Here is a 14125-nt window from a genome sequence, read left to right on the forward strand (position 1 = left end):
TCCCAAAACCCTCCCGAATAGGCTCACCATATCGCTCCGGGCCGCGACTGCAACGGCCTAGGCATCAACAGTCATCCCGCCAGATCACGCGGCAGATCATGCGGACCCCGACAAGCCCCCTTACGCGGATATCGCGGCGCTGGGCACAGCAAAATCTCCACGTCGAACTCCGGGCGCTTGCATCGTTGCACGGCATGAACCGCTCGACATCCCTGAGTGACGAACTGCTGCGTTCTATTCAGCACCCATTGTTTCCAAGGCCTTGCGGGCCTGCACCTCAGGCAGCGGGACGCAATGGAAACTTAGTGAAAGAACCTTCCGACCATTTATCTCTTCAGCGTGAGGATAGGCCGGGCCGTACTTGTTCGCGATCACGTCCGCACAGTCGGTTGCGTGGACGATTTCCACCTCGGTCACATGGTCGACCACGGGTTGCTTATCGCCCTGCACTATGAAGACAGCAACAATCATACTTGCGAACCTCATGCCCACCCGCTCCTTGTTTGATGGCAAGCACTTATGCCACGTGCTGCAACCTTCACAACGCGCAGCCCGGTAGACACCTAGAAATACCGTCAGGGCCCCGTTCAGGACGCTTCCTGAGGTACCGCAGCTCTGGCATAAGGGGAAATCTTGGGCAGAGCCTCGTAGGAACCTGCAGCGGTCAGCAGTAGAGGCCGGTGCACCCGCTGTCCGTCTGGTACGGGCTCAAGTTCACTCCACCGCCATAGCTGTTGGAGGTTCCACCGTAAGACCGAGAAGAGTAACCGCCATAGGTTGGAGAATGTGTCCCCATCTGCCCAGTGTAGGGGTTCACATTCGGCTTTACTGACCAATTGTCACCCGAATATCCATTAGGGCTGGACCGGTAGTACGGCTGAACGTATGTCCCATTGTTCTTGTAGTAGCCGTTAACAAACTGATCTGCCATCGCAGATGAACAGCCGAAAGTAAGAGCGATTGCCAACAGAATTTTCATGCATTTGCCCCTGAGAAGAATTGCCCGTTTCGCTGATATCATGCCCGTATGGTCCCGGCAACGCCCCGTGCGAAAGCATTGTGAATTAGCCTTTATAGTGTGCTGACGGCCGCTGAGCGAGGTCACGTGTCGAGACTTTCCTCCCATTCGGAGCCAAGGACCCACGACAGAGCCGACAGCTTCCCGCTCACCAGCCCCCACTCGAAGTCGTCCCAGCCAAGGTTCTTTCGCCCGTACTTCCGCTCGATACGTCTGGCGGCCTTCTTCGCGTTCTCTAAGGTTGTCTCTTGTCCCGGGCTTAGCTGCTCAGCCCCGCTCTTCAGCCGATGGACCCAATTCATGTGACGGTTCCACCAGACCTTGTCCCAGAACTCCTTGTATGCGGCGACGATTGCCTCATCGCCCCGTCGAAGTATCATCGGCCACTCACCTCCCGGGGCGTCGTCATCGGGGATCCATTCCACCTTGTCACCATCGGCTGAGTACCCGATCCGGTGTCCGTTAGGTCCCACTTCGCCTGGGTGAACCGGATCGGTTGTCTGCGCTCGACTGCGATTTGCGGGCCGCAACAGCTTCTGCCCGAACTCCTGCAACTGCTCCGGCGTTATGTCGTTTTGCCGGAACTTCAAAATCAAGTCCGTCAACTGGGTCGCTTGGTCTATTTTGTTGACCCGGGCGGTGCGCCTTCGACCGGCGATGGATCGGACTTGGGCACTAAGGTCGCGGAGAAGCACCGCCCGCAGCTCAGGGACCGACTGGAAACTCCCAACCAATGCATTCTGGTAGGTTTCAGTCTTGAAGGCCCGTAGCAGCCGCTGTTGTTTCAGGTCTAGCTTGTTAGGATCAATCGGTCTGCTGGAGAAATAGAGCATCGCCGGCTTGTTTGCTGCCACGAAGCGGTCGATCTCCTCCACCGTGCCTGAGGTCGCCACTCCCGTGCTTGTTCCCAGCTTCGTCCAAAAGAGCCCGATCAGGATGTCTGAGGCGTCGACCACGCTCCTGTTGATTGCCTCTTGCGGACGTACCCCAGTCGCGGGAAGCGCATGGGTCTCCCATTTGACGGGGAGGAGAACTACGCCCCGGTCGTCCGCGTGTTGTGCGTTCCAGTCATAGATTGCTGCAGTAGCCGCTTCTCGCTCTTCGGCAAGATCGGATGGAGACGCGATCAAGACCCTGTAGGTAGTCGAATTGAATGGCATATCTCCCCCTTTCCCCAGTCGGTCGACGAAGGGTCGAACGGAACACGCGGCATGTGTCAAGCGGTTCGAAGCGAGGCGGGGAAATAACCGAGGAAAAATGTCCGAGGGTGATCGATTAACAAGCACGCGCGAAAGTCCCCCCGTACCCCCCTCAGGTTCCCCACAAGAACCCTGACCGGCTGCCCCGCAGTTGGCCGCTTGAAGGGCCTTGGAGGCGGTTGCGCCGGCAATGGGTACCGCGAGCCCAATAGGGACACCACTAGCACAGGACAACCGTTGACGTTGTACCTAATTCTCAAGTACAAGGTACACATATCGAGCCCGATGGGTTGCAGTGCAAGGGATAGGATCGCAGAGAATGACCACGGCAGTTGCCTACCTTCGGACCTCCAGCCGGACCAATGTCGATGGAGACAGCGCGCCAAGGCAACGACAGGCTATCGAGGAGTACGCCAAGCGGAACGACATCACATTGGTTCGCGAGTTCCATGACGCGGCAGTGAGCGGGGCTGACCCCATCGACACCCGCCCCGGCTTCCAAGAACTCCTTGAGTACATGGCCGGCAACGGCGCTCGGGTGATCCTGATCGAGAACGCCAGCCGGTTCGCGCGTGACCTAGCGGTGCAGATCGCGGGTCACAAGCTCTTGCAGGGTCTTGGCTATGAGCTGATCCCGGTCGACGCGCCCGACAGCTTCACGGATGACACCCCGACAGCAGCTATGGTGCGGCAGATACTCGGGGCCGTGGCCGAGTTTGAAAAGGCGCAGCTTGTTGCGAAGCTCAAGGGTGCCCGCGACAGGGCTTCTAAGGCCGTTGGGAGGCGGGTCGAGGGAAACCACGGCTACCGGGTGTCCAGCCCCGAGCTGATCCGTGAAGCCAAGCGGCTGGCCCGCAAGAGCCCCAAGACGGGCAAGGCAAGAAGCCTGCGGGAGGTCGCAGCGGAGCTTGCGCAGATGGGCCATACGACCGCCAACGGGCAGCCGTTCTCGGCATCTCAGGTGCAGCGGCTGATTGGTGTTAGGGACACCACTAGCACTACGAAGGCGGGTTAAGGCCTCCACTAGCACTACGGAGCGCCATAAGGCCCCCACTAGCACGGGTCAGGGCTCATACCGAATAACCATCCCACTAGGACTACGAAGGCCCTCGAGGTGACCACTAGCATTGCGGAGGGCGAATAACCCTTCCACTAGCACTACTAGGCTCTGGCTCGCCAAATAGGTGGCCCACTAGGACTACGAAGGGCCATTAACCCACCCACTAGCACTACGAGGGTCCTCATCCCTAGATAGTCAGCCCACTAGCACTGCGAGGGTAAATAACCGCACCACTAGCACTGCCCAACGCTCTTCACCCAAGCTGCCCCGTGCAGTTCTCCCCTGTTGCGACCGCCTGTTGCCCTGTTTCGCTCCTTCGTGGGCGACGGGACGTGGCGCTTGGCGGGGCAGCTTTGGTGAGGCGCGCGTGTCGTCTTATCTGTCCTCCCCTTTTGGACTGGACGGCTCACTCAGCCATCAACCCCCTGCACAGAAGGAACCAGCATTGATCACATTGCACAGCCAAGATGGTGCGCCATTCCAGCCCTTCGAGCTTCTGCCTCCCGCTCAGGTCTCCCAACACTGGATGAAGGAGCAGGAGGAATACCGGAAGAAAGGCCCTCGTTGGTCCTCCCCGTTCTACGCAAAGGTCATCGCCAGCGACACCGAGCGGGACACCGATTTCCATCATCAGGCCACCCGCATCCTGTCCGAACGTGGGTTCGCTGGGCCGGCTATTGGGCGTGTCCTGGGCACCTCCCTGCGCTCTGTCAGGTCGCACCTCAGCGCCCCATCAGCATCCCTCTTGGCTGAGCGCCGGGAGATCGCCAAGCGGCAGGCAATCGAGGCCCACAACATGACCAAGCGAGGCAACGCTCCGTTCGATGTCGAAGCCTATCTGATCGCCAATGAACTGGTCTCCGAGGCTGAGGCATCGTGGCTGGGAGATGAGCCATTCGGGAGCTTGCCGACGCGGGAGAAGGTGCGCCGATACAGGGTAGACGGCATCCTGTCCCAGAAGCGCATCGCAAAGCTGCTGGGGATCACGAGACAGGCTGTCGGCAAGATAGTTCAATCATTGAACCAACAGTGCAATTAGGGGGCATCGGCAACCCGCGTCAAATTGATTTCTGTTTATTTATCAAATGGTTAGCTTGCATGAAGGGAGGCAACTTTCCTGTTTAGAGAAGAGCCTTCAAGGGCTTCTCCCTTTCAGGTGATACCATTGGCTAGCCCTTCGGGTTCGCTATCTTCGATAGGCTGACCGAAAGAAGGCCCAATCCTGTGTTGAAGTGTTCTTGGGCTGGACAGGGACATAAGACACCCCTCAGAAATCCCCTCTTTAGAAGAGATTGCCTGAGGCTCCCCCTTATATTGATGTTCCATGGTCGCTTCGCTCCGAAGACCATGGGAGGTGTCTCCTTAGCACCCGATCCGCCTCAGCACATCTTCACTCCCATCTTCGGATTGGTCTCTAGCCGAACCTTCGTCACGAAGGTGATCCTAGAGCTATTCCCGAACTCAACCTGAAGTCAGAGCCACCCGAGGGACTTCCTCCAGTGGTCTCAAATCCCTGTGGTCTTCCCTTGTCAGAGGCCCAGCACGGGCACCTTAAGGGGTGATCACCAGGGAAGCCATTCGATCGCCCTCAGGTCACTCCCTAGGGCTCACACATCAAGAAGAGGACATCTACATGAACGACGAAGCTACGCGCCGGCAATGGCGTGAACACAAGCGCAAGTGGCGCGCTGCTAACCGAGAGCGCAACCGCGAGATTGACCGCGAGACCTATTACCGGAACCGTGAGAGCATCAACGCCAAGCGGAAGGAACTCCGGGTCCTGTTCGCTGAATGGCGGCAGACGTTGAAGACGGCAGAGGCCCCGAGCGCCACCGGATTGGCCCAATGAGCGGCACCCACCGAGGAATGTCGTCGGGCTTCCGTCCTGTGGAGATCACCCCGGCAATTCGAGTTGTCGAGACCGACCGTGAATGGGTCGTCCAGGCGGTCGAAACGAAACGGACCCGAAGGCGTGGCGCTGAGCCGACAGGCAATTGGGTGGACCGCGCTTACCTCACTAGCCGGTCGATGCTGAACATGGAACTGAAGCGACTGGTTGGCGCGAAGGCGAGGCTCCTGGGGCATGTCGAGCAACCCGTGCTGGATTGGCTGAATGGTCTCCCTGTGCGGCATCCCTCACGAGATCGGCAGCCCAGTGTCATAGACATGCTGGAGGCCATATCAGGCAGCGAGCATGGAGAGACCTTCCATGACCATCTGCCGCTGATCGTGAAACATGGCCCGCTGAAATACCGCAACGACCGGAACGCCCGCTTTGACCCCTGACCGGATCAGACGGCGGGATTGGGTCGCAACCTACCCCACGCGGGAGGCGGCTCTTGCCCTGATCGAGTGGCTGAGGGCTGACGACTGGGACATCTCATCGGAGCTTGATCGGAGGTTGCCTAGCATTGGCATCGGCTGGACAAGTAGCTTCTCCAGCGCGGCCGAGCGGTGCTTTGAGGTCTACGGCTATCCCGAGCTAGAGGCAGTCGTGGTTGCCCGAAGGGTTGCGGACGTGTGGATGCGTCCAGCCCGCTCAGCGCCACAGGAAGGGGCCGCCGGAGGCAGCGCCGGCCTTTCCCGTCCAGTCACCCCAGCCGCATCTCGCGAGCTTCCTGAGTGCCCTGAGGCGATGACCTACGGGTTCTCGCCACGGCGCTGACCCCAGCGGAAGAGAAGTGGTCAAGCCACTTTCCTTAGCCGTCACGGCCACCACCCACCAAACCAAGCCGCACCCGGAGCAATGACACACCGGGGCGATCAACCGCGCACATGCGCAACCCATAAGGAACACAGACAATATGAACGACCAGACCTACCATTACCAAGAAGACCAGACCGCCGTCGCTCAGGCCATGATGCGGGCTCAGGAAGCACAGGACGTGGCCAACCGTGCCAAACAGGAGGCACTTGCGGTCGAGGCAAAGCGGCAGGCCCAGCAGGCTGAGATTGACGCTGCGGTCGAGATCGCCATGCGCAACTACGAGAGGCAGCGACAGGCTTTCCCAAATAGCCATCCAGGCGCGATACGCTCGCAGGATGTTGGCGTCATCGCCCCGAAGGATATTGTTGAAAGCACGAACGTCCGCATCCCCTCCCTTGGCAATTACGAGGTTAGCCACGCCCAGGCCGCTGACATGGCGGAATTGGGTCAAATCTCGCGGGCCGAGTTCAAGGCTGCCGTCGCCGACGGGCTGGCAAAGCGCGGGTTCGCGGCACCGCCGTCTTTCAGGTAGACCCGGCTGGCTCTGAGAAGCCTCTGGCCCCCGTGGAGGGGTCTGAGGTCCAGACCGGGGATGAAACTGACGAGGAGGCCGACACGCCAGACCTCGACGCCTTGGACCCATCCGAGATCGAGGCGATTGCGGATAAGGCGATCACCGCGTTCAACGAAACCGTCGACCGCGACACGGCTGAAGTGATCGTGGCCAAGTTCACCCTTGACGGGACGCTCGACGCCAACGTTATCGGGGTCGATCAGCAGACCCTCGACGCAACCGTGAAGGCATTTGAGAACCGCATGACGAGTGAGTGTCTGGCACCCGTAGGGCTCACCCTCAGCGACTACCTAGACTGCTGCGACGAGGCGGACCTTCCGGCGATCCGCTCGCTTGTCGTGAAGGGCGATTGGAAGACCATCGCGGAGCATGCCCAACGGATTAGGACCGCGCTCAACCAAGTAGACGAATGAACCTTCCCGCCCCCGACGCATCGCCCCAAGAGGTGTGTTGGGGGCGGACCTGTGTGGGACGCCGCGCTATTGCACGAAGCCCTGTTCCGCCATGCAGGCTTTAAAGGTGTTGCTCGACGCTATGGCTCCGGCAATCCAGAGCCGTCCCGCCATCACCTGCGTTTCGCTTGCGCGACCGTTGCATATTGCCTTGGCTCTCTCGAAACGGCTGTCTTTTGTTGTGGCCCGGACCTCACGCCACTGCCCTGACGACGTCGTGTTATTGCACCCGACTAGCGCCAAGCCGAGCGCGGCCATGAGAATGGAACGCATTCATTCCTCCCGTTTGGAACAGAATGATGGAAGTTGAAACCGAGGGCAACCTTACGTGGCCGGCGAGCTTATGCATCCATTTCGAGCCGCTCGTGTACCGGCTGCTCATGCCAGATCACTTGTCGAAGGTCGCGCTTGTCGACCACCTGACCGCACGCGGGGCAGGCGTAGAAGTGGTCATCTTCCTTGAACGCCTCGCCACCGTGCCGCCTGCTTATGATGGGCGGCCCAAGATCCGATAGCTTGGTCATCCACGGAGCTTGTCGGCTTCGCGTTCCAGCGTCTTGCGGTCGTTGCCGTGTTGCTTGATCAGATCGCGGACCTGTTGAACCGTCAGGCCCACCTTGTTGGCGAAGTGCCGGACTTCATAGTCTTCTTCCGCCGACACTCGGTCTCGGTCGCGACCACCGCGCTTGCTCTTGTCGTCTGCCATGCTCGTTCCTCCTCACCGGCAAAGTAGAACAGCGCCCGCGCTCGATTGTTCCATGAGCGCCAGCTAACGGAACGCTTACGGCTGTGCGATATTGAATAAAATTCGAGTGTCGCGTGGAGTGCCTATGCGTAAGCCTGCCGGCCAAGTTCGGCTGTCGTTCATCCGCCCTATGGAGCCCGAGCTGGTCGAACAGCCGCCCAAGGGCGGCGAATGGGGCCATGAGGTCAAGTTCGACGGTTACCGGACCCAAGTCATCAAAGACGCTGAGGGCATCCGCTTCTACACCAAGAACGGCTTCGACTGGACTGCCAAGTACCGGCCACTCGCCGATGAGGCGAAGGCCATAGACGCAGAAAGCTTCATTATCGAGGGCGAGACCATCGTCACCAACGAGGCAGGACTTTCGGACTTCCACGCGCTGCGCTCGGCCATCACGAAACGCCCCCAAGACCTCTACCTCGTGGCCTTCGACCTTCTACATCTCAACGGCCACGATCTACGCGACATGCCGCTGAAGGACAGGCGAGAAATCTTGCAAGCGTTGGTTCCAGCCGGAGGTCGTATCCAGTTCAGCGAGGCTCTGCCTGGCACAGGCGAGGCGGTCTACCATCTCGCCTGTGAGGCTGGCCTTGAGGGCATCGTGTCGAAGCGCCTCGACAGCCTCTACCGCAGCGGCCCGACCATGAGCTGGCGCAAGATCAAGTGCTACGTCGAGAAGGAGATGAACATCATCGGCGTGAAGCGGGAGACCGGGAAGCCCGCCATGGTGCTTATGTCGGACAAGGGCCACTACATGGGCGGTGCCTTCGTGACCTTCAAAGCCGACAAGCGGCAGGCCCTATGGGACCGCGTTCAGGGCAAGGCCGGCGCACCGCCGCCGAAAGGGCTCGCCAAAGAGAAGGCCGAGTGGCTCAAGCCGGGTCTGGTGGGGCGGGTCCGGTTCCTCAAGGGCGAGGAGAAGCTTCGCCATGCGTCGCTGAAGGACTTCCGCGAGGAAGATTGACAACGCGACAGGCGTCTTGACTGCGGGGAGACGTTACGTCACCCTTTGCATTGTGCCTTGAGAGAAGCGGCCCTAGGCACCTTTTGGATAAGCCGCCTGATAACCGACGATGGGTGAGCCCTTACGTCGAAGAGAAGTAAGAAGCAGCAAGGCTGCCCGACATAACTCCCTACTCAACACACCGGCTCGCCGCCCGCTCAACGGGCCTGCGGCCTCAAGAAGGAATTTGGAGAAGGTCATGACAGCCGAACGATTGAGAGTTCGCGAAGCCGGCGGTGAGGGCTACGAAGTCCTCGATTACGACGGACGCCCCATCGCCATTTGTGTCACCATAGTCCACGCGGCCCAGTACGTGCGCGGTCTCGCGGCGCGCTTCTGGCTCGACTGGACGGTAGACCCTGCCACAAGCGTGTTCTCCGCGAGCTTCCTAGGCTCCAATAGCGTTGGCCGCATTCAGCGCGCTAAGTTGAGGGGTTTGAGGGAGGGCTCCTGGCTCTGGTCGATTTCGACCAACGACAGTCGGTGGCGCAATGACGAAGGGCCGCGCGGTCGTGAGCATGACAAGGATTTAGCCATGGTCCAGCTAGAGCACCAGTTCACGTGCCATCTAGCCAACACGCCCCATGGCCCCTCGCCTTACGCACGCGCCAAGGGTTTGGAATGAGCCCCGAACCCGGACCATGCTTATCTTCCGGCCCGGATCATTGCTCGCGCAAGCGCCAACTCGGCCTCGACCTTGGCACTTTCCCTTTGGGCCATGTTGTCGGCCGCAATCAGGCGGCGAAGCGACCGCATCACCTCGCCTCGCTGCCACCCGGCCCCTCGCATGCAATCCACAATGGCCAGAAAGCCGGGTTCCATTGCCTCCTGACAGTCAATCTCGCGGTCGGGGTAATCCCCCTCATGCCGTGGTGCGCTGATCATGCGTTGCGTTCCACTGTGCTGTCCTCGTCCAATGCATGCGGAACGGGTAGATAGGCATTCGCCACGAGCCAATCGCTCACGATGGTTCGTATCAGGTCCGGTGTCGTGAGCCCCATTTCTTCCGCTATGCTCGACAAGGGCTCTTGCACGCTCGGTTCGAGCACCAGCCCGGTTACGTTTCGGAGCATCAAGGCTGCTCGTCGGAGCATCACCTGAAGGTCCGCCCGAGAAACGTCGGCTATGTGATTGGCTGCGCTTTCCAGATCGGCGGCGATGTCGTGACGGTTCATAGTCGGCCCTCCAGCTATAGGTAGTGCTCGCCCTCGGCCCGATGCTCAAAGCAGAACCAGTGCGGTGCCTGCTTCGGCTTGGCAAAGCCCCAGCCGGCGTCTTTGGCGCACCCGTCGTGTTCGCAGACGTGATGCTGGATACCGGGCGGGGTGCTGTATTCAGCTTTGGGCAGTCGGATTTCGTCGCTCATGAGCAACAGTGAACGAAATGAGAACAAAACTGTCAAGCGCCTCTTGACCGGAGCCCGCCCGCTCCTCATTTCAGGTCATGCCCGAGCAACCCGAGAAGTGGCCTAGGGGTGCCGCATGGACCCTGACGCATGCCCATGACGCGGGGCAGGTGGCGGGCATCCGCTGCGCCCGCTGTAGCGTCACGCGCTACTACAAGCCGGCAGAGCTTCGGGAGGTGATCGGGAACGTCACGATTGACGAGGTGCGAGACAAGGTGCGCTGCCAGGAATGCAAGAGCAGGGAGTGGATGAGCGCCCAACTCTTTCATCCGACCGGAGAGCAGGCGCACACCATTCGATATAGACGGCTCGTGGAAATCCGGTGGGAGAAGCGGGTTATCTGGCGGGATGAGTAGACCACTGCCAAGGCACTTACTGCGGCTCGCTTGGGAGGAGGGAGGCCCATTCAGCGGCGTTCACGGAGTATCTTGCGGTGGTCGGCCTACGGGTGCCCTCCAGCGAAACCCGACATGGCAACCCTTGCATGGCCGCGTGGCGGGGGACGACCATGTGCTGCACGTCAGGGAAACCTGTGGAGACGAACCGGCATAGAGCGCCGGTGGATGAGACCGGAGGCACGACGCCGGCCCCCGCTCTGCACCCCACAAGAATTGACCTCTAAGCCTACCGCCAACAAAATATGTACACTGACCGCTAAGGTGTTCCCTACCCGCCCGAAAATGCCGGCCTGTGCGACGACATCGCCGAGCGCGGCGGCGCCATCGTTTCGGAAATGCCGTTCGGCTGGCAGCCGCGCGCACAGGATTTTCCGCGCCGCAACCGCCTTGTCGCCGGCATGGCGATGGGGCTGGTCGTGGTCGAAGCGGCGCAGCGCTCCGGCTCGCTGATCAGCGCCAGGCTTGCCAACGAGATGGGCCGGCTGGTCTTCGCCGTGCCGGGCTCGCCGCTCGACCCGCGCGCCGCCGGCAGCAACGCCTTGCTGAAGGATGGCGCGACACTCGTCACCGAAGCGGCCGATATCCTTGGCGCGCTGGCGCCGCTGGCCGGCCCTCGCCCACCAAGAACCGCGCCGCTCGCCGAAGCACCCGACCTGTCGGCAATGCCGCCGCCCGGCGAGAACGAGCGCGCCGACGTGCTGGAGGCTCTCGGCCCGACACCCATCGGCGTGGACGAGATCATCCGGCACACCGGCCTGAGCGCCGCGCAGATCGCGATGGTGCTCCTGGAGCTCGACCTTGCCGGACGGCTCGAGCGCCATGCCGGCGGCAATGTTTCGCTGGTCTTAGGGCGTTCCTGAATTTGCCCTACCGGAACAGATACCGCGACACTTCCGGGTTGCCGCGGCGCCACATCACATTGTCCAGGAAATAGTGGTGCACGTTGATGAAGATCAGCACGATGAAGAAGAACAGGGAGGATCCGAGGACCTGCCTGTCGTAGGGGATCAAGGCCGTCATCGCCATCGGGATCAGCCAGAAACCGAGATATCCCAGTGCAGCGCCTCCAACGATGAATCCGAGGACCCGCAGCCTGTAGAGCGGCCCGACAACGGATAGGATCTTCAGTTGCGGATATCCGACGGCATCCGGGCCGTCGCGCTCGACATTGGTCTGGTAGCGCCAGACCACCGCCAGATATTGCAGCGAATGGAGCGCGGGCACCACAAGCAGCCAAAGCGGGTTTATCCTCGCGATCAGGATCCAGAGATAGAGCGACGCGACATAGGCCACGATGCCGTTATATGGCAGGGCGCGGCCATTCCGTCGCCAGCGATTGATCAGCATCAGAATTGTCACCGCCGTCGATGCAACGGCCACCAGCAGGACAATGTTGGTGATCCCCGCTGGGGCGGCGAATGTGAAGTACTCCAAGCCGTAATATTTCCCTTGGGTGACTGCCGTGTTCGTCTGCAGCCATGCCAGGATCCACACCGCATAGCTGTTGACAAGCAGCACCTTCTTGTCCCGGCCGTCGAAGAACTTGCGCTTCAGGACGGCGTCCACCATCAGCATGCCGTAGCCCTGCTTGACGTAGTGCCAGCCCACGAAGAAGAACATTGCGTTGGCCGCATATCCGAGCAGGCGGGTGTTCGCCGTCGCCGCGCCATACGCGAAGAAGGCGCCCATGATAACCGGAACGACGATGCCCGCGAAAATATAGCGGAGCTGCAAGCTCCTGTCGTATCCGTTCCCGCTCACCTTGCGCCCGAAATTGCGGTAGAAAATCTGGTACGAGTGGGCAAAGTGGGGGTAATTGACCAAATACGCCACGACGACCATCGTTGCGGCCACGAGACCTTCGTACTCCAGCGGGACCAGCAACAGAACCGGCAGGATCACAAATGCGCCGCCGCCGAGCATGAGGAAGTCGGCGACCGGGCCGAAGAGATACTTGCCTGGCGGCGTCGCCGCCTTGGCGGCTGAAGCATCTACCGAAAGGTCAAGTGCCATGGTCGAGCCTCCTTCGGGAGGTCGACCTTAACCGCCACCCCGCCTGGCGACAAGGTTGGGGTGCGGCTCCAGCCTGGGCCGACGCCCGCAATCCCCCGCTAAAGCGCGTCGCGATCTTTCAGATTCGCTCCGTGCGCTTTAGGTTTTTGATTTTACGCATGTCTTTGTCCCGAAACCGGTTCCCACTTTCGGGAGACATGCTTTAGATGGACTGGACGCGCTTCGGCGACTGCAGTTCGCGCCCCATCTTTGCGGCCTGAAAGATCGTCATCAAAACCATGATCGGCTCGCCATCGGTCGGATTGACCATCAGGGCTACGCGACCGAGCTCGTCGCTCATGGCGCAGGTCCAGTCTTTGACCGCGATTACTTTTTTCTCGGGCAATTTCCCCTCCCCTTGGATGCCCCGTTCAAGCCGCTCCACAGCGAGACATGGGAACCGAGACACGGGCCACGCCAATCAAACCTCCCCGGGAAGGCGATCATGGGTCCAGTCAGATTTGAATACAAGCGATCGCTAAAGCGAAGGTGACTGGCGGGCAACCGAGAAACCGGGGCAATGACCTTCAACTTGCATGATTCAGCAGCCTAGTAGCGGCGGTCTCACGACGATGTTCGGAATTGGCGCGATCGATGCCGTCCACGGTGATGGCGAACATCCCGTTTTCGATCCTCGCTATCCAGCCCTTTGCCTTCAAATACCAGAGATGAAACTCAAGATGTTCTCGCGGGCAGCCTGACAAGCGTTCGAGTTCTTCATCGCCGATGCCAGGATTGTTGACGTCTTGTCGGCGTTTTACATAAAGAAGCGACAGCAGGTTGGCCTGGATGACGATATCCCGCTCGAGCCCTTTGGCGTTGCCAGCTTCCTCGGTCAGTTCGCGGCGAAGGCTCAAATTGTCCTTATACTGGACGTCGTACTGGGCGCGCTTGACCGGATCCTTGAGCGTATTGTGCGCCTCTACGATTTCGCTGAAGCGTGATTCATCGCCGGTGTCCCGATTGTCGGGATGATAGCGCATGGCAAAATAACGAAATATCCGTTCAATCGTTTCCGAATTCGCGTTCGGGCTGATCTCAAGTAGTTCGTAGTAGTCAATGAACATAGCGGTGCTTCCATGGAATCGGCACTGCGAACACCACTCCCCAAAAAAGACAGCATCGCCCAACCCTTCTGTCCATGCAAGCCGTCTTCCCCGCGACGGGAGCGCTTGACGATTTCGCCGAGCAGGAACACCGCGCCGGGTCCGAACGCGGGGCTTCCGCCGATCGGCTTGCCGGTCAGTCGGCCATCATTGACTTCCGAAGGCGATAGACTTGCCAACGATGATGCTGGCGGGCTGGAGGGCGAGCCAGGCTATAAGGATGCAAGTCATCATGCGGCGCTTCTCAGTTCGGCATGAGTGCTGGATCAAAAGCCCGGCTTGCTTTGGGGTTGTATTGAGGTTCGCAAGCCGGGCTGTACGCCGACTGATGGGCGGGGGGCTTGGGGTTATCAGCCGGCGCGGCGGCAAAGTGCCTGAATCGCCAGCAGGCCCACAATCGGCTGAG

The 14125-nt window shown here is 60.2% G+C and carries 19 protein-coding genes and 1 pseudogene; 10 read left to right on the forward strand and 10 right to left on the reverse strand.

Annotated features, from left to right (window positions below; genetic code table 11):
• Positions 1-234: 234 nt before the first annotated feature.
• Both EOA38_RS12070 and EOA38_RS12075 read right to left on the reverse strand, forming a co-directional pair.
• Complete coding sequence (locus tag EOA38_RS12070) at positions 235-486, reverse strand: hypothetical protein (RefSeq protein WP_127299302.1); 252 nt, start codon at positions 484-486, stop codon at positions 235-237.
• 615 nt (positions 487-1101) lie between these two features.
• On the reverse strand, positions 1102-2178 hold the full coding sequence (locus tag EOA38_RS12075) for a DUF4062 domain-containing protein (protein WP_127299303.1): 1077 nt from the start codon (positions 2176-2178) through the stop codon (positions 1102-1104).
• 358 nt (positions 2179-2536) lie between these two features.
• Between EOA38_RS12075 and EOA38_RS12080 the strand changes: the two genes are divergently transcribed.
• The 6 genes from EOA38_RS12080 to EOA38_RS12105 all read left to right on the forward strand — a co-directional run bounded on the left by EOA38_RS12080 (position 2537) and on the right by EOA38_RS12105 (position 6971).
• Positions 2537-3232 carry a recombinase family protein gene (locus tag EOA38_RS12080; protein ID WP_127299304.1) on the forward strand — a complete coding sequence of 232 codons (696 nt, stop codon included), beginning with the start codon at positions 2537-2539 and terminating at the stop codon, positions 3230-3232.
• Between the two features lie 490 nt (positions 3233-3722).
• A complete protein-coding gene (locus EOA38_RS12085; protein WP_127299305.1) occupies positions 3723-4316 on the forward strand; it encodes a hypothetical protein in 594 nt (197 codons plus the stop codon).
• Between the two features lie 594 nt (positions 4317-4910).
• On the forward strand, positions 4911-5126 hold the full coding sequence (locus EOA38_RS12090; protein WP_127299306.1) for a hypothetical protein: 216 nt from the start codon (positions 4911-4913) through the stop codon (positions 5124-5126).
• Positions 5123-5563 carry a hypothetical protein gene (locus tag EOA38_RS12095; protein WP_127299307.1) on the forward strand — a complete coding sequence of 147 codons (441 nt, stop codon included), beginning with the start codon at positions 5123-5125 and terminating at the stop codon, positions 5561-5563. Before EOA38_RS12090 ends, EOA38_RS12095 begins: the two co-directional genes overlap by 4 nt.
• Positions 5564-6081: 518 nt before the next feature.
• Entirely contained in the window at positions 6082-6516 is a 435-nt protein-coding gene (locus tag EOA38_RS12100) for an EF-hand domain-containing protein (protein ID WP_127299308.1), read from the forward strand.
• 32 nt (positions 6517-6548) lie between these two features.
• Positions 6549-6971 carry a hypothetical protein gene (locus tag EOA38_RS12105; protein ID WP_127299309.1) on the forward strand — a complete coding sequence of 141 codons (423 nt, stop codon included), beginning with the start codon at positions 6549-6551 and terminating at the stop codon, positions 6969-6971.
• 66 nt (positions 6972-7037) lie between these two features.
• Here the strand turns inward: EOA38_RS12105 and EOA38_RS12110 are convergent, their stop codons facing one another.
• Entirely contained in the window at positions 7038-7283 is a 246-nt protein-coding gene (locus EOA38_RS12110) for a hypothetical protein (RefSeq protein ID WP_127299310.1), read from the reverse strand.
• A 26-nt stretch (positions 7284-7309) separates the two neighbouring features.
• On the opposite strand from EOA38_RS12110, the gene EOA38_RS39100 reads away from it, so the two are divergent.
• The gene (locus tag EOA38_RS39100) at positions 7310-7525 is read left to right on the forward strand and encodes a hypothetical protein (RefSeq protein WP_210212961.1); all 216 of its coding nucleotides are present in this window, start codon (positions 7310-7312) and stop codon (positions 7523-7525) included.
• A gap of 5 nt (positions 7526-7530) precedes the next feature.
• Here the strand turns inward: EOA38_RS39100 and EOA38_RS12120 are convergent, their stop codons facing one another.
• A complete protein-coding gene (locus EOA38_RS12120) occupies positions 7531-7716 on the reverse strand; it encodes a DUF3606 domain-containing protein (protein ID WP_127299312.1) in 186 nt (61 codons plus the stop codon).
• Positions 7717-7840: 124 nt separating this feature from the next.
• Here EOA38_RS12120 and EOA38_RS12125 point away from each other — a divergent pair, with 124 nt between their 5' ends.
• Complete coding sequence (locus EOA38_RS12125) at positions 7841-8719, forward strand: RNA ligase family protein (protein ID WP_127299313.1); 879 nt, start codon at positions 7841-7843, stop codon at positions 8717-8719.
• A 238-nt stretch (positions 8720-8957) separates the two neighbouring features.
• Positions 8958-9383 (forward strand): hypothetical protein, encoded by a 426-nt coding sequence (locus EOA38_RS12130; protein WP_127299314.1) that lies wholly within the window; start codon positions 8958-8960, stop codon positions 9381-9383.
• 20 nt (positions 9384-9403) lie between these two features.
• Here EOA38_RS12130 and EOA38_RS12135 read toward each other — a convergent pair whose 3' ends face one another.
• From EOA38_RS12135 to EOA38_RS39105, 3 genes are read right to left on the reverse strand one after another with little or no spacing between them, the layout of a single operon-like run.
• A complete protein-coding gene (locus EOA38_RS12135) occupies positions 9404-9643 on the reverse strand; it encodes a hypothetical protein (protein ID WP_127299315.1) in 240 nt (79 codons plus the stop codon).
• Positions 9640-9933, reverse strand: a complete 294-nt coding sequence (locus EOA38_RS12140; protein ID WP_127299316.1) for a hypothetical protein — start codon at positions 9931-9933, stop codon at positions 9640-9642. The genes EOA38_RS12135 and EOA38_RS12140 overlap by 4 nt, the downstream gene beginning before the upstream one ends.
• A gap of 14 nt (positions 9934-9947) precedes the next feature.
• Entirely contained in the window at positions 9948-10124 is a 177-nt protein-coding gene (locus EOA38_RS39105) for a hypothetical protein (RefSeq protein WP_189434622.1), read from the reverse strand.
• 703 nt (positions 10125-10827) lie between these two features.
• Here EOA38_RS39105 and EOA38_RS12145 point away from each other — a divergent pair.
• Positions 10828-11421: pseudogene (locus tag EOA38_RS12145) on the forward strand (DNA-processing protein DprA); the annotation flags it as partial.
• 7 nt (positions 11422-11428) lie between these two features.
• Here the strand turns inward: EOA38_RS12145 and EOA38_RS12150 are convergent.
• The 3 genes from EOA38_RS12150 to EOA38_RS12160 all read right to left on the reverse strand — a co-directional run bounded on the left by EOA38_RS12150 (position 11429) and on the right by EOA38_RS12160 (position 13680).
• Positions 11429-12484, reverse strand: coding sequence for a hypothetical protein (locus tag EOA38_RS12150; protein ID WP_245480819.1), 1056 nt, complete (start codon positions 12482-12484; stop codon positions 11429-11431).
• A 292-nt stretch (positions 12485-12776) separates the two neighbouring features.
• A complete protein-coding gene (locus tag EOA38_RS12155; RefSeq protein WP_189434624.1) occupies positions 12777-12914 on the reverse strand; it encodes a hypothetical protein in 138 nt (45 codons plus the stop codon).
• 226 nt (positions 12915-13140) lie between these two features.
• Positions 13141-13680, reverse strand: coding sequence for a J domain-containing protein (locus tag EOA38_RS12160; RefSeq protein WP_127299318.1), 540 nt, complete (start codon positions 13678-13680; stop codon positions 13141-13143).
• Positions 13681-14125 lie beyond the last annotated feature (445 nt).

Source organism: Mesorhizobium sp. M1E.F.Ca.ET.041.01.1.1, assembly GCF_003997355.1.
Classification (GTDB): domain Bacteria; phylum Pseudomonadota; class Alphaproteobacteria; order Rhizobiales; family Rhizobiaceae; genus Mesorhizobium.